The sequence below is a fragment of the Kribbella sp. NPDC031520 genome, assembly GCF_055580825.1.
The window spans coordinates 775,860-792,578 of the sequence record NZ_JBVIKS010000004.1; the positions used below are offsets into that span (position 1 = coordinate 775,860).

General features: G+C 69.8%; 20 protein-coding genes. 14 read left to right on the top strand and 6 right to left on the bottom strand.

Features of this window, described 5'->3' with window-relative positions; translation table 11 throughout:
- Positions 1-76: 76 nt before the first annotated feature.
- The 6 genes from ACZ5BU_RS24420 (at position 77) to ACZ5BU_RS24445 (ending at position 5,019) form a co-directional block, all read left to right on the top strand.
- On the top strand, positions 77-547 hold the full coding sequence (locus ACZ5BU_RS24420; RefSeq protein WP_465702409.1) for a response regulator transcription factor: 471 nt from the start codon (positions 77-79) through the stop codon (positions 545-547).
- Positions 544-1,779, top strand: a complete 1,236-nt coding sequence (locus ACZ5BU_RS24425; RefSeq protein ID WP_465702411.1) for a sensor histidine kinase — start codon at positions 544-546, stop codon at positions 1,777-1,779. Before ACZ5BU_RS24420 ends, ACZ5BU_RS24425 begins: the two co-directional genes overlap by 4 nt.
- Before the next feature lie 167 nt (positions 1,780-1,946).
- Positions 1,947-3,272, top strand: coding sequence for a ferredoxin reductase family protein (locus ACZ5BU_RS24430; RefSeq protein WP_465702412.1), 1,326 nt, complete (start codon positions 1,947-1,949; stop codon positions 3,270-3,272).
- A 13-nt stretch (positions 3,273-3,285) separates the two neighbouring features.
- A complete protein-coding gene (locus ACZ5BU_RS24435) occupies positions 3,286-3,861 on the top strand; it encodes an FMN-binding protein (RefSeq protein WP_465702414.1) in 576 nt (191 codons plus the stop codon).
- 154 nt (positions 3,862-4,015) lie between these two features.
- Positions 4,016-4,444 (top strand): FMN-binding protein, encoded by a 429-nt coding sequence (locus ACZ5BU_RS24440; protein ID WP_465702416.1) that lies wholly within the window; start codon positions 4,016-4,018, stop codon positions 4,442-4,444.
- 158 nt (positions 4,445-4,602) lie between these two features.
- Positions 4,603-5,019, top strand: a complete 417-nt coding sequence (locus ACZ5BU_RS24445) for a hypothetical protein (protein WP_465702418.1) — start codon at positions 4,603-4,605, stop codon at positions 5,017-5,019.
- A gap of 87 nt (positions 5,020-5,106) precedes the next feature.
- Here the strand turns inward: ACZ5BU_RS24445 and ACZ5BU_RS24450 are convergent, their stop codons facing one another.
- From ACZ5BU_RS24450 to ACZ5BU_RS24460, 3 genes are all read right to left on the bottom strand, one after another.
- Positions 5,107-5,424, bottom strand: a complete 318-nt coding sequence (locus tag ACZ5BU_RS24450; RefSeq protein WP_465702420.1) for a hypothetical protein — start codon at positions 5,422-5,424, stop codon at positions 5,107-5,109.
- A 133-nt stretch (positions 5,425-5,557) separates the two neighbouring features.
- Positions 5,558-5,944 (bottom strand): ArsR/SmtB family transcription factor, encoded by a 387-nt coding sequence (locus tag ACZ5BU_RS24455; protein WP_465702422.1) that lies wholly within the window; start codon positions 5,942-5,944, stop codon positions 5,558-5,560.
- Between the two features lie 20 nt (positions 5,945-5,964).
- Positions 5,965-6,546, bottom strand: a complete 582-nt coding sequence (locus ACZ5BU_RS24460) for a sigma-70 family RNA polymerase sigma factor (protein ID WP_465702424.1) — start codon at positions 6,544-6,546, stop codon at positions 5,965-5,967.
- 183 nt (positions 6,547-6,729) lie between these two features.
- On the opposite strand from ACZ5BU_RS24460, the gene ACZ5BU_RS24465 reads away from it, so the two are divergent.
- On the top strand, positions 6,730-7,239 hold the full coding sequence (locus ACZ5BU_RS24465) for a DUF2505 domain-containing protein (RefSeq protein WP_465702426.1): 510 nt from the start codon (positions 6,730-6,732) through the stop codon (positions 7,237-7,239).
- Here the strand turns inward: ACZ5BU_RS24465 and ACZ5BU_RS24470 are convergent.
- Positions 7,231-7,407 carry a hypothetical protein gene (locus ACZ5BU_RS24470; RefSeq protein ID WP_465702427.1) on the bottom strand — a complete coding sequence of 59 codons (177 nt, stop codon included), beginning with the start codon at positions 7,405-7,407 and terminating at the stop codon, positions 7,231-7,233. The genes ACZ5BU_RS24465 and ACZ5BU_RS24470 overlap by 9 nt on opposite strands.
- Positions 7,408-7,488: 81 nt before the next feature.
- On the opposite strand from ACZ5BU_RS24470, the gene ACZ5BU_RS24475 reads away from it, so the two are divergent.
- From ACZ5BU_RS24475 to ACZ5BU_RS24505, 7 genes are read left to right on the top strand one after another with little or no spacing between them, the layout of a single operon-like run.
- Entirely contained in the window at positions 7,489-7,962 is a 474-nt protein-coding gene (locus tag ACZ5BU_RS24475) for an NADH-quinone oxidoreductase subunit B family protein (RefSeq protein WP_465702429.1), read from the top strand.
- Positions 7,959-9,956, top strand: a complete 1,998-nt coding sequence (locus ACZ5BU_RS24480) for a proton-conducting transporter transmembrane domain-containing protein (RefSeq protein WP_465702430.1) — start codon at positions 7,959-7,961, stop codon at positions 9,954-9,956. The genes ACZ5BU_RS24475 and ACZ5BU_RS24480 overlap by 4 nt, the downstream gene beginning before the upstream one ends.
- Complete coding sequence (locus ACZ5BU_RS24485) at positions 9,953-10,882, top strand: respiratory chain complex I subunit 1 family protein (protein ID WP_465702431.1); 930 nt, start codon at positions 9,953-9,955, stop codon at positions 10,880-10,882. The genes ACZ5BU_RS24480 and ACZ5BU_RS24485 overlap by 4 nt, the downstream gene beginning before the upstream one ends.
- 5 nt (positions 10,883-10,887) lie before the next feature.
- Entirely contained in the window at positions 10,888-11,532 is a 645-nt protein-coding gene (locus ACZ5BU_RS24490; RefSeq protein ID WP_465702432.1) for a hypothetical protein, read from the top strand.
- Entirely contained in the window at positions 11,532-12,995 is a 1,464-nt protein-coding gene (locus tag ACZ5BU_RS24495) for a proton-conducting transporter transmembrane domain-containing protein (RefSeq protein WP_465702434.1), read from the top strand. Before ACZ5BU_RS24490 ends, ACZ5BU_RS24495 begins: the two co-directional genes overlap by 1 nt.
- Positions 12,992-14,479, top strand: coding sequence for a hydrogenase large subunit (locus ACZ5BU_RS24500; protein ID WP_465702435.1), 1,488 nt, complete (start codon positions 12,992-12,994; stop codon positions 14,477-14,479). The genes ACZ5BU_RS24495 and ACZ5BU_RS24500 overlap by 4 nt, the downstream gene beginning before the upstream one ends.
- Positions 14,476-14,763: a hypothetical protein gene (locus tag ACZ5BU_RS24505; RefSeq protein ID WP_465702436.1), complete on the top strand. Its 288-nt coding sequence runs from the start codon at positions 14,476-14,478 to the stop codon at positions 14,761-14,763. The genes ACZ5BU_RS24500 and ACZ5BU_RS24505 overlap by 4 nt, the downstream gene beginning before the upstream one ends.
- Here ACZ5BU_RS24505 and ACZ5BU_RS24510 read toward each other — a convergent pair.
- Both ACZ5BU_RS24510 and ACZ5BU_RS24515 read right to left on the bottom strand, forming a co-directional pair.
- The gene (locus tag ACZ5BU_RS24510) at positions 14,760-15,932 is read right to left on the bottom strand and encodes an acyl-CoA dehydrogenase family protein (protein WP_465702437.1); all 1,173 of its coding nucleotides are present in this window, start codon (positions 15,930-15,932) and stop codon (positions 14,760-14,762) included. The two genes, ACZ5BU_RS24505 and ACZ5BU_RS24510, sit on opposite strands and share 4 nt — an antisense overlap.
- Positions 15,929-16,711 (bottom strand): alpha/beta fold hydrolase, encoded by a 783-nt coding sequence (locus ACZ5BU_RS24515; protein ID WP_465702680.1) that lies wholly within the window; start codon positions 16,709-16,711, stop codon positions 15,929-15,931. The genes ACZ5BU_RS24510 and ACZ5BU_RS24515 overlap by 4 nt, the downstream gene beginning before the upstream one ends.
- Positions 16,712-16,719 lie beyond the last annotated feature (8 nt).

Genomic DNA, 16,719 nt, shown 5'->3' on the forward strand with positions numbered 1-16,719 from the left:
GTTTTTTCTCTCGCTGGCCTGTCGGGTCGACGGGGTGGGTGTGTGTGGTTGCTCTCCCGTTGGGGGGGGGCCGGGTTTGTTTACTCGGCTCCACACCCCCGGGGTCGGTACGCCGGTGCTGGTGCTGTCGGCGCGGAACAGTACCGAGGACCGCGTCGAAGGGCTGGACGCGGGCGCGGAGGACTATCTGACGAAGCCGTTCGAGCTGACCGAACTGCTGGCGCGCGTGCGGGCGCTACTGCGACGGCATCTCGATCACGCCGTGCAACTCGCCGTACCCGGAGGTCTGCTGGATCTCGCGAGCCGGACGGTGCAGCTGGCCACGGGTGGGCGGGTGGAACTCTCGGAGCGAGAGGCGGATCTGCTCGGACTGCTGGCGGCGCGGCCAGCGGTCGTGTTCAGCCGGGCCGATCTGCTGGACCGCGTCTTCGACGACGCCGAGTCGGAGACGGTCGTCGACACCTACGTGCACTACTGCCGGCGGAAGCTCGGGCAGGGCGTGATCAGTACGGTCCGCGGGCTCGGGTACCGGTTGGGCGGCACATGAGCGGGCGTCCGATCGGCGACGAGGTGCTGGTCCGGCGGGCGGCGCGTGGCGTCGCCGTCCAGGCCGCGGCGCTGGTGGCGGCCGCGATGCTGCTGCTGATCGCTCTCGTCACGGTCGTGATGGTGCGCGGGCAGGCGGGTGCGGCCGACGACCTGCTGCGGTCCGCGATCGCCACCGCCGACGACGTCGGCGATCCGCCCGCCGGGACCTGGCTGGTGATGGGCGGGTCGGCGTCCCCTGGGCTCCCGGCTGACCTGAAGCCCGATCTGGCGGCGCTCCGGTCCGACGCCGCGGTGAAGGTGGCGATGACGACGATCGAGGACGACGACGGGGAGTTCCGGATCGCGACCGGACTGGTGAAGGGACGGCCCGTACAGGCCGTCCTGAATCTGGCGTCCGCGCACAGGGAGCGGGTGCGGATGCTGCAGGCGATGGGCTTGGCGGCGGTGCTGGCGCTGGTACTCGCCGGATTGCTGGGCGTGCTGATCGGGCGTCGCGCCGTACGGCCTTTGGCGCAGGCGTTGACGCTGCAGCGCGCGTTCGTGGCCAACGCGGGGCACGAGCTGCGGACGCCGCTGACGTTGCTGAGTACGCGGGCGCAGTTGCTCGGGCGGGCGCTGCACCGCGACGGGGTAAGCGAGCAGGTCCTCGAGGACGCGGACGGCGTGATCCGCGACACGCGGCGGCTGACGGGCATCGTCGACGATCTCCTGGCCGCCGCTGATCCGCGACGGTCGGAGGCGCACGAGCCAGTGGACCTGGTGAGTGTCGCGCGGGAGGTGGTTGACGCGGCGAGCGCGCACGCGGAACAGGTCGGGGTACGGCTGCGGTCCGCGTCCGATCGCGACACCGCGCCTGCGCTCGGGTCCGCGAACGCGATCCGGCGGGCCGCGATCGCGCTGGTGGACAATGCGATCGATCACACCCCGCGTGGTGGCGAGGTGCGGCTCGCCGTACGCCGTCAGCGCCGGGACGTGATCCTCTCGGTCAGCGACACCGGCCCCGGCCTGGCGCCCGAAGCGGCCCAACGGGTCCTGCGCCGCTTCGACTCCAGCGGCCAACGCCGGGGTCGCGCACACTACGGGCTGGGCCTTGCCCTGGCCCACGACGTCGCCAATCGCCTGGGCGGGCAACTCCGGCTGGTCCCGAGCGAGGTTGGTGCCACCTTCGAGTTGGTCCTGCCCGCCCTCCAAGAACCGGCTAAGAATCCCCAGGCATCGTCGGAGGCATGACGACCCACAAACCACCCCCGGCACCGCCCGCCCGAGGTGCGTTTGCGGCGGGTGCGGGGGAGGCGCCTGGAGGTCGGAGCGGTGCGGGTGCGGCGGGTGAGCGGGGTCGGTCGCGGGTGCGGTTGCGGCGCCGGATCCGGCGCACCCCCGGGTGGTGGCGGGATCTGGTGGGCGTTCTGTGCTGGGGAAGTGTGCTGGTGGTCGTGGCGCTCTGGGTCTCTGGGCGTGGGCTGCAGAACCTGACGAGTGGACCGGCGGACTTGATCACGTCCCTCGGTCGGTTGTCGGGCCTGGTGGCGGCGGACCTGCTGCTTGTGCAGGTCTTCCTGATGGCGCGGGTCCCGATGATCGAACGCAGCTACGGTCAGGACGAGTTGGCGCGGCGGCATCGGCTGGTCGGGTTCTGGTCGTTCAACCTGCTGCTCGTCCACATCGCCCTGATCTTGGTCGGCTACACGTTGCGCGACCACAACGACCTGGTGCACGAGACCTGGACGGTGGTGACGACGTACGGCGGGATGCTGCTCGCGACCGCCGCGGCGATCGCGCTGACCGTCGTCGTGGTGACCTCGGTACGGGCCGCACGAAAGGTGCTGCGGTACGAGTCGTGGCATCTGCTACATCTGTACGCGTACGTGGGTGTCGGACTGTCGGTGCCGCACGAGATCTGGACCGGCGCCGACTTCACCACCTCGCACCTAGCGCGCCTGTACTGGTGGACGGCGTACGGGGTCGCCGCCGGAGCGATCGTCCTGTACCGCCTGCTGTTGCCGGCCTGGCGGACCTTGCGGCACGGGCTCACGGTGCGTGAGGTGATCCACGAGGCGCCCGGCGTCGTCACCGTCGTACTGGGTGGCCGCGGGCTGCACCGGATGCCGGTGCGGGCCGGGCAGTACTTCGTCTTCCGCTTCCTCGACGGGCCGGGCTGGTCGCGCGGCAACCCGTACTCGTTGTCGGCGTCGCCGGCGCCCGACCGGCTTCGGGTCACCGCGAAGGCCGCCGGGGACGGGAGCAGCCGGCTGGCGTGGTTGCGCCCGGGTACCCGCGTCGTGGTCGAGGGACCGTACGGCCGGCTGACCGCCGAGCGGCGGGTCACCGACCGGGTCGCGATGTTTGCCTGCGGCATCGGAATCACGCCGCTGCGCGCGCTGCTGGAGGAACTCGAGTACGAACCGGGGAACGCGGTCCTCGTCTACCGAGCGCACAGTGCCGAGGATCTGGTGTTCCGCGAGGAGCTGGAGCAGCTCGCCGGACGACGGGGGATCGCGGTGCACTACCTGCTCGGTCCGCGGCTGCGTCGCCGGGTGTCGTGGCTGCCGGACGGCGCGTCGGCGTGGTCGGACGAGTACGCCGTACGACGGCTGGTGCCGGGGATCGAGTCGTACGACGTGTACGTCTGCGGGCCGGACCGCTGGATGGACGCCGTCGCGAAGGCGGTCGTCGCGGTCGGGCTGCCGGCGAACCAGCTGCACCAGGAACGGTTCTCATGGTGAGAGGAGAAACCGCGTGAGGCGCGGAACCAGACTGCTGATGACGGTGGCGACGACGGCGGTGGTCGCGGTGGCGTTCAAGGCCAGCATGCAGCCCGGCACCACGACGACCGGACAGGCCGCGATCGTGAGCACCGGGACACCGGTGCACAGGTCGGCTCGCTCCGCACGCCCGGCCAGCCGCGACGCCAGGCGCTCCGCACCACCGACGCAGACCTCCACACCGGCGCCGGCAACAACTCCTGCGGGAACTCCGGAGAAGACCCCGACGAGAACTCCGGCGGCGACGACGCCTGCGAGCACCTCGATCGTCGTGGCGGGGGCTGTTGTGCAGACGCAGTACGGGCCCGTTCAGGTGGAGATCACCGTGCGGGGATCGCGGATCGTGAAGGCTCACACGTTGCAGCATCCGAGTGGCGACGGGCAGACCGACCGGATCAACGGATACGCCGTACCGCAGCTCGACCAGGAGACGATGGCGGCGCAGAACGCCCACATCGACACGGTTTCCGGGGCGACCTTCACCTCCGGCGGCTACCGGCAGTCGCTGCAGTCCGCGCTCGACGCCGCGCACTTAGGCCCTGTCAGGTGATCCATCGCCTACTGCGGGGCACTCGGCACGGCACCTCGCCGCACGGGTGCAAAGGCCACGATGCTCCGCATCGAGACCTTCGCCCCCGCGCGGCGATGCACCGCACCGAGCACCTCCTCGCTACGGCGCTGGACCACCAGACAGGACCTGGCCGATGACCCGGCTGCGGCGCAACCTCGTCGTCGGCGGGAGTACCGGTGTCCTGCTGGTGTTGCTGTTCCTCTACCCGACGAGCACGAACCGGGTCGATCATCCGGCGGCCGTCGCGGCCGCGCCCGGGGTCGTGCATTCCGGTACCGGCGACGTGACGGTGAACGGTACGTCGGAGGGTACGCGGTACGGACCCGTCCAGGTCCGGATCACCGTCCGCGCGCACCGGCTGGTCGCGGTCGAAGCGCTTGTCTACCCGTCGTCCGGCGGCCGGGACCGGGAGATCAGTTCGTTCGCGCTGCCGCAGCTCCGGCAGGAAGCGCTGGCCGCGCAGGGCGCGCACATCGACACGGTGTCGGGGGCAACGTTCACCTCCGACGGATACCGTCGCTCCCTGCAGTCGGCCTTGGACGCCGCACACTTCCGGACGTGATGTTCGCCGCAGTTCGCTGACGGTTCAGCGGGCCGTGTGAAAGGTGCCGACCGGGGGTGGTACCTGATAGACACGGGACCGGTACGTGTTTGCGAACAGGGAAGCGGCTTCCGATGGTGATGGCATGGCGGTTCGGCGCCGTTGGCGTGGACGCTGTCATGGCAGTCATCCAGGACCCGGCGACCTTCGCCGAATGGATGGTCGCCGTACCACCACAGGTGCGCGCCGGACCGAACTGGCCGCAGAAGGGCAGTGTCGTCCAGCGGTACGACGGCCGTGAACCGCGGATGCGGCACGCCGAGAACCGGCACCTGACCGTCGCCCTGGTCGAACGCTGGCGCCCCGAGGACGAACTGATCCTCCGGCTCCGCAGCGGCCTCGGCGGCTGGGTCCGGATCTGGATCAAGGTGCAGGCACGCCCGGGCGGCGCGATCATCGAGGTCCGCGCCGAACCCCTCACCGCCACGGCCCGGCTCCGCTTCACCAGCGGCTCCCGCGGCGCCGAGGAACGCTGCGCCTTGGTGGCCGAACGGCTGATCGAGCTCGCCACGTCCGAACCGGCCGAAGCGGACTAGATCCCTTGCTGTGCGGGCGTTCCGGGCCCTGAGTACGCCAGAGGCGGCCGTGGACGTCTCCACGACCGCCTCGGTCACGACATGCGATCAGCCCTGGTAGCCGCCCTCGGACGAACGCTCGTTCTCGTCACTCGAGCCATAGCCGCTACCCGAGTCCTCGCGCTGACCGTAGTCGCCACCGGTCGAGTCGTCGCCGGAGCGGTCGGAATCCCCGCCCTGGTTGTACTCGCTGTCGCCACCGCGGTCGTTGCCGTACGAGTCCGCGCCGGATTCCCCTCCGCTGGAATCCTGGCCGAAGTCGTTGCCCTGGTCCCCGGAACCGTAGTTGTCGCCGGAATCCTCCCGACCACCTTGCTCGCCGTACTGGCTCTCGTTGGGCTGATCTTCTTCGTACGAGTTGCTCATGCGATATCTCCCCGTGAGATATGAATTGATTGGGCCCGCATTTTCCTACCGGAAGGTAGGAGGTGGCGCAAGGACTGCCGTCCCGTGTTTCGGGTGCCTTCACGAACCGGCCACTCGAAGACTCAGCGGTCTCTCAGGCCGTGCGCCGCGGACGCCTTCCGTTGCTCGACGGACGGCGATCCTTCGATGCCGCGAGCGGTTCCTGGAGATCCTGCAGGAGTTCGGCCTGCCCGGACAGCATGCCGGTCAGGATCGACCGCGCGACCCGCAACAGCTCCGCGACCTCCGGACTCGTGAGCGAGTAGATGACGGTCGACCCGTTCTTGCTGCTCGTCACCAGCCCGGACCTGCGCAGTACGGCGAGTTGCTGTGACAGGCTGGTCGGCTCGATCCCGACGTCGGTGAGGATCTCGGCGACCGAGTGGTCCCGTTCGCTGAGCAGTTCGAGCACGCGGATCCGCGCCGGATGACCGAGTGTCTTGAAGAACTCGGCCTTGACCCGGTACAGCGGCGTTTCCACGGCTCCACAATAGTGGTCGTCTAGAGCTCCTCGAGGATTCGCCGCAGCCTGTTGGTGGCGCGGAACTGGAGTTGTTTGATCGCGCCGTCGGTGCGGTCCATCGCGGCGGCCGTCTCGCTGATCGACAGACCGGCGAAGAACCGCAGCAACAGACACTCGCGCTGGTCGTCCGGCAGCCGGGTCATGGCGCCGCGCAGCGACGCCTCACCGACCGAGGCCAGCGCGGCCTGTTCGGGCCCGATCGCGTCGTCGACCCGCGGGTCGACCTCGTCGGTGACGATCGCCAGCCGGCTCCAGCCGGAGCGGTGATGGTCGATCACCACGTTCCTCGCGATCGTGACCAGCCAGGCCGCGAAGTTCAGCTGGGCCCGCGGCCGGCGGGCGATCGCGCGGAACGCCCGCAGGAACGTCTCGCTGGTCAGGTCCTCGGCCGCACTGCGGGACGAGGTCTTGCTGTAGGTGTACCGGTAGATCGACGGCAGGTACCGATCGTAGAGCTGCCCGAAGGCGGCCGTGTCGCCCGCCTGGGCGAGCCGGATCAGATCGTGTTCGTCGTCATCGGTCTGGACGGTGGCGGTGCTCGCGGCCGTCTGTGCGGCCATCTGTATGGACATGTGTCGGTTACGCACCGCCCGGTGCGAAGGTGTTGATGTGCATGCGCTTCCCAAGCCCCGTTCTCAGTCAGCTACGCGTTGAACATCACGAAAAGATTACCGAAAGTCGCGCACGGTGTCACCACCCTTCCGCTGAGTGTTTGGTCCGGGCAGCGGGGCAAGATGGGCCGCATGGATCTGTCTCTCGCCACGACCTACGACGCCTCTCCGGAGGAAGTCTTCGCGATGATCACCGACGTCACCTTCCAGGAGCAGGTGTTTCAGCAGTTGCGGGTTCAGTCGTACGACGTGTCGGTGGGGGACAAGGGTGACGACGTCGCGGTGCAGGTCCACTGGCAGGTCCCGGAGGTGCCGGTGGTGGCGCGCCGGTTCGTCGGGCCGAAGCTCGTCCTGGCGCAGTCCAAGCTGTGGCACCGGGCCGGCGTCGACGGAGCGCGGGAGGCGGACGTCGACGGTGGCCTGACCGGAGCCCCCGGCGTCACCGGCGCGTCGGTGAAGGTGACGGGTTCGACCCGCATCCTCCCGGCGGGACGCGGCACCACCCAGGCGTTCGACCTGCACATCACCGCCTCGGTCCCGGTCGTCCGCGGCACCCTCGAGCAACTGGTCGCCGACGCCGTCCGGGCCCGCCTGGAAAACAAGTTCAAGGTCGCCGCCCGCTGGCTCTCCGGCTCACTCTGACGGATCCGCGGGGACGCTGACGCCGTTCTCCCGGGCGAGCCGCACGAGGCTGTCGAGCTCACCGGCGTACACGCGCTCGGCATCCAGGTCGCCGGCCTCCCGGGCGGACCGAAGTGCGGCCCGGGCCGCGGTGATCCGTTGCCCCAGTTCGGCGCTGAACGTGTCCATCGCGGGCTCACTCCGATCACGAGTTGCAGAATTCTTCAATTCATGATCGCATGCATTGCGCAGCGTGTGGAGGGTGGTTCGTTGAGAGGCCTGTTACGGAAGATCCGGGCGACCGGCCGGGTCGCGGAGTCCGCGCCGGACGCGGAGCCGAGGCGCGATGCCGTGTTCCGTGGGTCCGTTCAGGTGCGGCACGTCGACGCCGGCTCGTGCAACGGGTGTGAGATCGAGATCGGTTCCGCCTTCGGTCCGGTGTACGACGCGGAGCGGTACGGCGCCCGCCTGGTCGCCTCGCCCCGGCACGCCGACGTACTGCTGGTGACCGGTCCGGTGACGCGGAACATGGCCGATCCGCTGCGCAAGGCGTACGACGCGACGCCGGCGCCGAAGCAGGTCGTCGCGGTCGGCGACTGCGCGCACAACTGCGGCGTGTTCGCCGGCGGGTACGGCGTCGAAGGTGCGGTGAGCGACGTGATCCCGGTGGACGTCGTGGTCCGCGGTTGCCCACCGGAGCCGCCGCAGATCGTCGAAGCGCTCCGCGACCTGACCGGGCGATGACGATCGGGTGGGTGTTGCTCGGCGTACCGACCGTCGCCGGGCTCGGAGCGTCGGCAGCTGCACTGCTCGGGCCGCGTCCGCGCGCGGTGGTCGCGGGGGTCTCGACGGCGCTCGTCGGCGCGCTGGGCGTTGTGGCCGGAGTCGCGGCGCTGAGCGGCGAGACGTACGACGTACGGGTACGCCAGCTGTTGCCGTTGAGCGAGGCATCGATCCACGTCGACGCGTTGTCCGGGATGTTCTGCGCGCTGATCGGTGGCGTGGCGGTCGTCGCCGGGCTGTACGCCATCGGGTACGCCGACCACGCCTCGCGGACCGAACACGCCTTGCTGCCGCTGTTCGCCGCCGCGATGATCCTGGTCCCGGCCGCCGCGAACGTCACGACCTTCCTGGTCCTCTGGGAGCTGATGGCGCTCACCTCGCTGGCGCTGGTCCTGGCCGAACACCGCCTCCGCCCGGCGGTCCGTGATGCGGGTGTCTGGTACGGGGCAATGACCCACGCCGGCCTGGTCGCGATCCTGCTCGCTCTCGTCCTGTTCGCCGCCAAGGCCGGCGACGAGTCCTTCGACGCCCTGCGGACGGCGCACCTGACGCCGGTAACGCGCTCGGTCGTCTTCGTGCTGATCCTGATCGGCTTCGGCTCCAAGGCCGGTCTGGTGCCGCTGCACGTCTGGTTGCCCAAGGCCCATCCCGAGGCGCCGAGCCACGTGTCCGCGTTGATGTCGGCGGCGATGGTGAACCTCGGTGTGTACGGCGTACTCCGCGTCGGCCTCGACCTGCTCGGCGGCGGTCCGCGCTGGTGGTGGCTGCTCGTCCTGATCATCGGCGCGTTGTCGGCGGTGTACGGCGTACTGCAGGCGAGCGTTGCGACCGACCTGAAACGTCTCCTCGCGTACTCGACCACCGAGAACCTCGGGCTGATCATGCTCGCCGTCGGCGCGGGCGGGATGTTCGCGTCCGGCGGCAACCGCACTCTCGCGAGCCTGCTGATCGCGGCGGGCGTACTGCACGCGGTGAACCACGCCGGCTTCAAGACACTGCTGTTCCTCGGCGCAGGGTCCGTACTGCGATCGACCGGGACCCGCGACCTCGACGCACTCGGCGGGCTCGTGTCGCGGATGCCCGTGACCACGGCGCTGTTCGGCGTCGGTGCGCTCGCGGCCGCGGCGCTTCCACCTGGCAACGGGTTCGTGTCCGAATGGCTGCTCGTCCAGGGTTTGATCCACGGGCTGCCCGGCGCGGACACGGTGGTCGCGGTCGCGATGCCGCTCGCGGTCGGGGTGGTCGCGTTGACGGCCGGCCTCGGCGTCGCGACCTTTGTGAAGGCGTTCGGTGTCGGGTTCCTCGCGCGACCGCGTTCCGTGCAGGCCGCCGACGCGCGCGAATCGCCCGTGACCATGAGGTTTGCGATGGGCCTGGCCGCGGTCGCGTGTGCCGTGCTTGCGATCGTCCCGGCGGCGCTCGGCCCGGCCCTGACCGCCCTGCTCGGCACGTTGCCAACCGTCCGCGGCGAGGATCCGTTGCGCGGCGTGGTGACGCTCCGCCTCAACGGTGTCGAAGGGCGGATGTCGCCGCTGCTCATCCTCGTCGGCCTGGTCGTGGCGGCGGCGCTGGTGGCCGTGGTCATCCGGCGCGGCCTGCCGCGGCGGCGGTCGCTGGTGTGGGGCTGCGGTGGCACGCGGCTCGATCCGCGGATGGAGTACACCGCGACCTCGTTCGCGGAGCCGCTGACGCGGGTGTTCGACGACGTACTGCGGCCCGAGTCCGACGTCGACGTGACGCATCACGCGGAATCGGAGTACCTGATCCAGAGCGTGAGGTACCGGCAGCGGGTCGACGACCGCCTCGAGGACCTGCTGTACCCGCCGGTGCTGGCGGGCGGTCTGCGCGTCGGGCGCTGGCTCAGCCGGTTGCAGAACGGGAGCGTGCACCGCTACCTCGCGCTGGGGCTGCTCGGGCTGATCGCCGTACTGGTCGTCGTGGGGCTGGTGACATGAGCGCGGTGATTCAGCTGGTGGTGCTGATCGTGCTGGCGCCGTACCTCGTCGGGTTGCTGCGGCAGGTGCGCGCGTCGATGGAAGGACGGGCGGGCGCCGGGATCGGACAGCCGTGGCGGGATCTGCGGAAGCTGTTCCGAAAGGAGCCCATCTCGCCGGAGGGGTCGAGCTGGGTGTTCGTCGCGGCGCCCGCCGTACTGACCGCGACGACGTTGGTGATCGCGGCGGTCGGCCCGTTCGTGGCGACGGTTTCGCCGTTGGACGGGGTTGCGGATCTGTTCGCGGTGGTCGCGCTGCTGCTGCTCGGGACGGTCGCGCTCGCGCTCGCGGGCCTGGACACCGGTACGGCGTTCGGCGGGATGGGCGCGAGCCGGGCGATCACGGTCGCTGCGTTGGCCGAGCCGACGATTCTGCTCGCCGGGTTCGCCTTGTCGGCGCGGGTCGGGTCGACGAACCTCGCGGCCATCGTCGAGCGCGGCAACCGGTCGCCGGCGGACGTGTTGTCGCCGGCAACGTTGCTCGCGGCGGTCGCGCTGGCCGTGGTGGTGATCGCCGAGGCGGGACGGTTGCCGGTCGACAACCCGTCGACCCACCTCGAGCTGACGATGATCCACGAGGCGATGGTGCTGGAGTACTCCGGGCGCGACCTCGCGCTGGTCGAGTTCGCATCGGCGCTGCGGCTGACGCTGCTGCTCGGGTTGTGGGTGAACCTGTTCGTTCCGTGGGGGATCGCCACCTCTGCCTCGCCGGTCGCGTTGGTCATCGGTGTTGTCGCGTTCGTCGTGAAGGTCGCGGTGTTGGGAGCGTTGCTGGCGGCGGGCGAGGTGTTCATGGCGAAGCTGCGGTTGTTCCGGGTGCCGGAGTTGCTCGCGGGGTCGTTCGTGTTCGGTGTTCTGGCCGTTTCGTCGTCCTTCTTCCTGGCGTGATCGCGATGACCCAATGGCTCTATCTCATCTGCGGCGGGCTGTTGCTGACGTCGGTGCTGGTGTTGTGGCGCCGCGAGTTCTCCCCGATCGTGCGGTTGCTCGCGGTCCAGGGAAAGCTGCTCGGTGGGTTGGCCGGGACGCTCGCCCTACGGCTGGAAAGCGCCGAGCTCGGTGTGGTCGCAGTCGGCGTCGTCGGGTTGAAGGCCGTTCTGGTGCCGGGGATTCTGCGGCGGGTGCTGCGGGACAGCGGGGAGGCGCGGGAGACGGAGCCGTTGGTGAACGTGACCGCGTCGATCGTCGCGGCAGCCCTGCTGACGCTGCTTGCGTACGCCGCCAGCCGGCCGATCGTCCGGTTGTCGCCGACGGCGCAGACGCAGGCGGTGCCGGTCGGGTTCGCGATGGTGCTGATCGGGTTCTTCGTACTGGTGACGCGGCGGCGGGCGTTGTCGCAGATCGTGGGGTTCCTGCTGCTGGACAACGGGATCGCGGCGACGGCGTTCCTGATCACGAGTGGGGTCCCGGGGATGGTCGAGCTTGCGGTCTCGCTCGACGTACTGCTGGTGGTCCTGGTGCTGCAGGTGCTGACGGCCAGGCTGCGGGCGACGTACGGCGGGACGGATCTCGACGAGCTGCGGGAGTTGCACGACTGATGAGCGCGTTGTTGCTCGCTGTGCCGGTCGCGGCTCCTGTGCTCGCGGCCGTCGCGGCCTGGTGGTGGGGGTGGCGGCGGTCGGTCGCGGTCGCGGATGTCGTCGCGGCGGGGGTTGTGCTCGCGGTCGGCGTCTGGACCGCCGGTGGCGGTGTGGTTGCTGCTGGCAACTGGTTTCGGATCGACGCGTTGTCGAGCGTGATGCTGATCGTGATCGGTGCGGTCGGGGTGGTCGCGACGTGGTACGGGATCGGGTACGTCGAGGACGAGGTGGCCGGTGGGCACACCGATGCGGCCGGGGCGCGGCGGTACGGCGTACTCGTGCCGCTGTTCCTGGCGGCGATGGTGGTCGCGGTGCTGGCGAACAACCTCGGACTGCTGTGGGCCGCGATCGAGGCGACGACGATCGTGACCGCGTTCCTGGTCGGGCACCGGCGGTCGCGGCGGTCGTTGGAGGCGACCTGGAAGTACGTGGTGATCTGCTCGGTGGGGATCGCGCTCGCGTATCTCGGGACCGTGCTGGTGAACTACGCGGCGAAGCAGGCCGAGGTCGCTTCTGGCGGCACGCTGGACTGGACGGTGCTCGCCGGGCACGCGGGACAGTTGGATCCCGGGGTGATGCGGCTCGCCTTCGGGCTGCTGGTGCTCGGTTTCGGGACCAAGGCCGGTTTGGTCCCTCTGCACAGCTGGCTCCCCGACGCCCACAGCCAGGCGCCGGCGCCGGTCTCCGCGCTGATGTCCGGCGTCCTGCTGCCGGTCGCCGTCTACGCCCTCGCCCGCTACCGCGTGATCGCTGTCGAGAGCGCCGGCCCCGGCTTCGTCCGCGCCCTTCTTCTCACGGTCGCCCTTCTGTCGCTCGCCCTGGCCGCCGGACTGCTGCTGGCCCAACGCGACTACAAACGTCTGCTCGCGTACTCGAGCATCGAACACATGGCCCTGGCAACCATCGGCCTGGCGATCGGCACACCGCTGGCGATAGCCGCTGTCCTCCTCCACATCGTCGGTCACGGCCTGACCAAAGCAGTCCTCTTCTGCACCGCCGGCCAGATCCTGACCCAAGAAGGCACCACCGTCATCGATGCAGTACGCGGCCTGTTCAGCCGTACACCGGTCGTCGCGGGCGTGTTCGCAACCGGCCTGGTCGCACTCCTGGGCCTCCCACCCTTCTCTCTGTTCCCGAGCGAACTGGCCCTCATCCGATCGGGCATCACCGCACACCTGACCTGGGCGATGGCTGTGGTGCTGGTGCTGCTGCTCGTGGCGTTCGTCGCGATCACCACCAAAGCAGCAGGCATCCTCCTCGGAACCGCGCCACTGGAACGCCCCGCGGCGGCGAAGGTGCCGGTCGGGAAGCCGCCCGTGCCCGCAGTGGTGGGGCTTGCGGTGGTTGGGATGTTGGGGGTTCTGGACTGGCCGTTCGCGGGGTTGCTCGGGGCTGCTGCGCGGATTGTGGGGAAGGGATGAACGCGGACGTGCGGACCTATCCGGGCCGGCGGCAGGTGGCCGTCGCGCCGGGAGAGCTGGTGAAGCGGGCGAGTGGGCTGCTGGGGGACGGGTATCGGCTGGCGTTGGTCGCCGGGCACGACGACGGCGGCGGCGTGGTTCGGGTCGTCTACCTGTTCGTGCGGCCTGGCGCGCGGGTCGAGTTGGTGTTGAACACCGACGGGGTGGTGCCCAGTTCGGCGGGGGTCTCGTTCTCGGCGGGGCGGTTCGAGCGGGAGTTGCGGGACTTGTTCGGCGTCGAAGTGGTGGGACATCCGCGGCCGCGGAGGCTGGTACTGCATCAGCACTGGCCGGAGGGTTGGCATCCGCTGCGGCGGGACGCGGGGGAGCCGCCGGCGTTCGGGGACGTGGACGAGCCGTACCCGTTCCTGACCGTCGACGGCGCCGGCGTGTACGAGATCCCGGTCGGACCGATTCATGCCGGGCTGATCGAGCCGGGGCACTTCCGGTTCTCCGTCGTCGGCGAGACGATCCTCAAGCTCAAGGCGCGCCTCTGGTTCGTCCACAAAGGCATCGAGAAGCTTGCCGAGGGCAAGCTGATTGCCGACGTCCTGCCGTTGGCCGAACGCGTTTCCGGTGACACCGCCGTGGGGCACGCACTGGCCTTCTGTCTGGCCGTCGAGGAGGCCAGGGACTGGGCAGTTCAGCCGCAGACGCAGACAGTACGCGCGGTTCTCGTCGAGCTGGAGCGTATCTACAACCACGTCACCGACATCGGTGCGCTGTGCAACGACGTCGGGTACGGGATCGCGAACGCGCACGCGCAGCGGATCCGCGAGCAGCTCCTCAGGATCAACAAGGACACCACCGGCCACCGCCTGCTCCGCGGCGCCGTCGCACCCGGCGCCGCGCGCGTCCTGAGCCTCCCGGACCTCGACGTACTCACAGCAGTCGCCGCCGACATCCAGGAAGTCGTCGACCTCGCGCTCGCGAACAGCGTCGTCCGCGACCGGATGACCGGCACCGCGGTACTCTCACCGGCCCAGGCGCGCGACCTCGGCACCCTCGGGTACGTCGCCCGCGCCAGCGGCGTCGACCACGACGGCCGGCGTGACAGCCCGCTGACTGCGAGTGTCCGAGCCCCGCAGCACACCACGGGCGACGTTCTGGCGCGCCTGCTCACCCGCCTCGACGAGATCCACTACTCGGTTGAGCTGATCGGCCGGCTCCTGCAGTCCGGTCCGCCGCTCATCTCGGAGACACCGAAGCCGACCTGGCTGCCGGCCGGCCGGAGCTCGGGGGTCGGGCTGGTCGAGGGCTGGCGAGGTACGATCGCCCACCGGGTCGAGTTCGCGCCGGACGGCACCGTGTCCCGCTGGAAGATCGTCGACCCGTCGTTCTTCAACTGGCCTGCGCTCCCGGTGGCGCTGGCGGACACGATCGTGCCGGACTTCCCACTCACCAACAAGAGCTTCAACCTCTCCTACGCAGGGAACGACCTATGAAACGCCGCCAGCCGAAGCCGATGCACATCGAGACGGTCCAGAAGTGGGTCGCCTCGGTCATCCTGTTCCACGTCGGCAGTGTCCCGGCGGTGTCGCTCGCGGTCTACAGCATCGGCTTCGCCAAGCACGACCGGGGCCGGGGGATCGGCCTGTGGCTGATGTCCGGTGTCATCGGCCTGCTCACGATCGCCGGCATGCGGCTGATCCACCGCCGCAGCCCGTTCACGTTCTGGCTGCTCTTCGGCATCCTGCCGACAGTCGTCACCGGTTTCTGGATCTTCTAGGCGAACGCCGACAGCCCGGTGATCGAGCGGCCGACGATCAGCGTGTTCATCTCCCGGGTGCCTTCGTAGGAGTAGATCGCCTCGGCGTCGGCGACGTACCGGCCGACGTTGTGTTCGAGCAGGATCCCGTTGCCGCCGAGCAGTTCGCGCGCGTACCCGACCGTCTCCCGCATCCGGGTCGTACAGAACGCCTTCGCCAGCGAGGCATGTTCGTCGTACGCGACCCCGCCGTCCTGCAGCTGCGACAACCGTGCGCACAGCGTCGCCGAGGCGGTCGTGTTCGCGAGCATCTTCACCAGCAGGTCCTGGACGAGCTGGAACCCGGCGATCGGCCGTCCGAACTGCTGCCGGTCCCGCGCGTACGCCAGCGCGTTGCGGTACGCACCGCGCGCACATCCGACCGACATCCACGCGACTCCGGCCCGTGTCATCAGCAGCACCTTCGCGGTGTCGCGGAACGAGTTCGCCCGCGCGAGCCGGTTCGCCTCCGGTACCCGTACGTCGTCCAGCGTGATCAGCGCGTTCTGTACGACGCGGAGCGCCATCTTGTCCTCGAGCTTCGCCGTACTGAACCCGGGCGTGTCCTTCTCGACCACGAACCCCTTCACCTGGTCGTCCTCGACGTCACGGGCCCAGATCACGGTCAGGTCCGCGAACGTGGCGTTCCCGATCCACTTCTTCTGCCCGTTCAGCACCCAGGTGTCGCCGGCGCGCCGCGCCGTCGTCCGCAGACCGCGGGACGCCCCGGACCCGACGTCGGGTTCGGTCAGCCCGAACGCGCCGATCAGCTCCAGCCGCGCCATCGCCGGCAGCCAGCGCTGCTTCTGCTCCTCGGAGCCGCACAGGTAGATCGACCCCATCGACAGCCCGCTGTGGACGCCGAAGAACGTCGCGATCGACGGGTCCGCCGTACTGAGCTCCATCGCGATCAGCCCGTCCAGGAGGAAGCTCCGGCCGGGGCAGCCGTAGCCTTCGTATGGCGTACCGACGATGCCGAGGTCGCGCATCGCCGGGAGCAGCTCGAACGGGAACGCGGCCCGGGCCCAGTAGTCGTTGATGATCGGCGTGACCTGCTTGTCGCCGAACTCGCGGACCGCGTGCAGGCGTTCGCGGTCGTGCTGGCCGAGCAGCATCTCGAGGCCGTAGAAGTCGATCGGGTCGGTGGTCATGACGGACTCCTCAAGAACGTGGTGATGACAGGCACCAGCGCGGGCGCCTCGGTGACGAGCTCGACGTGCCCGCCGCGGTAGACGTGCAGTTCGGCGTGCGGGATCAGGGCGGCCAGGATGCGGCCGTTGACGACCGGGACGATCGGGTCGTCGTCGCCGGTGAGGACGAGTGTCGGCTGCCGGATCAGCGGCAGGAACGGAAGGCTCGTCCAGCACGCCCCCGCGGCCAGCTGGTAGAGGTACCCGCGCCGCGAACCCGCGTGCACCTGCCGGCCGCACACGGTCCGGATCACGTCCGCGTGCCGCCGCGCGCTGCCGCCGTACAGGTAGCCGGCCATCCCCGCCGCGTACGACGGATCGCCGAAGCGGCGGGGCGTGACCATCTTGAACAGGGTGCTCGGCCGCCCCGGCACCATCAGTACGCCCGTACCGGTGCTGACGAGCACGAGCCGCCGGACGAGCCGCCGGTGCTGGAACGCCAACTGCTGCGCCAGCGCCCCACCCCACGACAACCCGAGTACGTCCACCTCCCGGTAGCCGAGCTCCGCCAGCATCCGGTCGACGATCCACGCCAGCCGCGGGATCCCGTCCGGGAACAACGCCGTCGGCGAACCACCGACCCCTGGTACGTCGAACCGGATCACCGTGCCGTCGAGCTCGTCCACCACGGGCTGCAGTACTTCGAGCCCGGCACCGATCCCGCAGCACAGGACGAGCGGGGTACGACGTGGATCGCCGGCGCGGACGTCGTACCGGATCTGCCGTCCCGCGACGGTCATCAGCTCCA

Bases quoted from the DNA above. Each gene is read 5' to 3' on its own strand.
- ACZ5BU_RS24425 (WP_465702411.1), top strand. From the start codon at position 544: ATGAGCGGGCGTCCGATCGGCGACGAGGTGCTGGTCCGGCGGGCGGCG.
- ACZ5BU_RS24440 (WP_465702416.1), top strand. From the start codon at position 4,016: ATGACCCGGCTGCGGCGCAACCTCGTCGTCGGCGGGAGTACCGGTGTC.
- ACZ5BU_RS24445 (WP_465702418.1), top strand. From the start codon at position 4,603: ATGGCAGTCATCCAGGACCCGGCGACCTTCGCCGAATGGATGGTCGCC.
- ACZ5BU_RS24450 (WP_465702420.1), bottom strand. From the start codon at position 5,424: ATGAGCAACTCGTACGAAGAAGATCAGCCCAACGAGAGCCAGTACGGC.
- ACZ5BU_RS24460 (WP_465702424.1), bottom strand. From the start codon at position 6,546: ATGGCCGCACAGACGGCCGCGAGCACCGCCACCGTCCAGACCGATGAC.
- ACZ5BU_RS24465 (WP_465702426.1), top strand. From the start codon at position 6,730: ATGGATCTGTCTCTCGCCACGACCTACGACGCCTCTCCGGAGGAAGTC.
- ACZ5BU_RS24470 (WP_465702427.1), bottom strand. From the start codon at position 7,407: ATGGACACGTTCAGCGCCGAACTGGGGCAACGGATCACCGCGGCCCGG.
- ACZ5BU_RS24480 (WP_465702430.1), top strand. From the start codon at position 7,959: ATGACGATCGGGTGGGTGTTGCTCGGCGTACCGACCGTCGCCGGGCTC.
- ACZ5BU_RS24485 (WP_465702431.1), top strand. From the start codon at position 9,953: ATGAGCGCGGTGATTCAGCTGGTGGTGCTGATCGTGCTGGCGCCGTAC.
- ACZ5BU_RS24490 (WP_465702432.1), top strand. From the start codon at position 10,888: ATGACCCAATGGCTCTATCTCATCTGCGGCGGGCTGTTGCTGACGTCG.
- ACZ5BU_RS24495 (WP_465702434.1), top strand. From the start codon at position 11,532: ATGAGCGCGTTGTTGCTCGCTGTGCCGGTCGCGGCTCCTGTGCTCGCG.
- ACZ5BU_RS24500 (WP_465702435.1), top strand. From the start codon at position 12,992: ATGAACGCGGACGTGCGGACCTATCCGGGCCGGCGGCAGGTGGCCGTC.
- ACZ5BU_RS24505 (WP_465702436.1), top strand. From the start codon at position 14,476: ATGAAACGCCGCCAGCCGAAGCCGATGCACATCGAGACGGTCCAGAAG.
- ACZ5BU_RS24510 (WP_465702437.1), bottom strand. From the start codon at position 15,932: ATGACCACCGACCCGATCGACTTCTACGGCCTCGAGATGCTGCTCGGC.
- ACZ5BU_RS24515 (WP_465702680.1), bottom strand. From the start codon at position 16,711: ATGACCGTCGCGGGACGGCAGATCCGGTACGACGTCCGCGCCGGCGAT.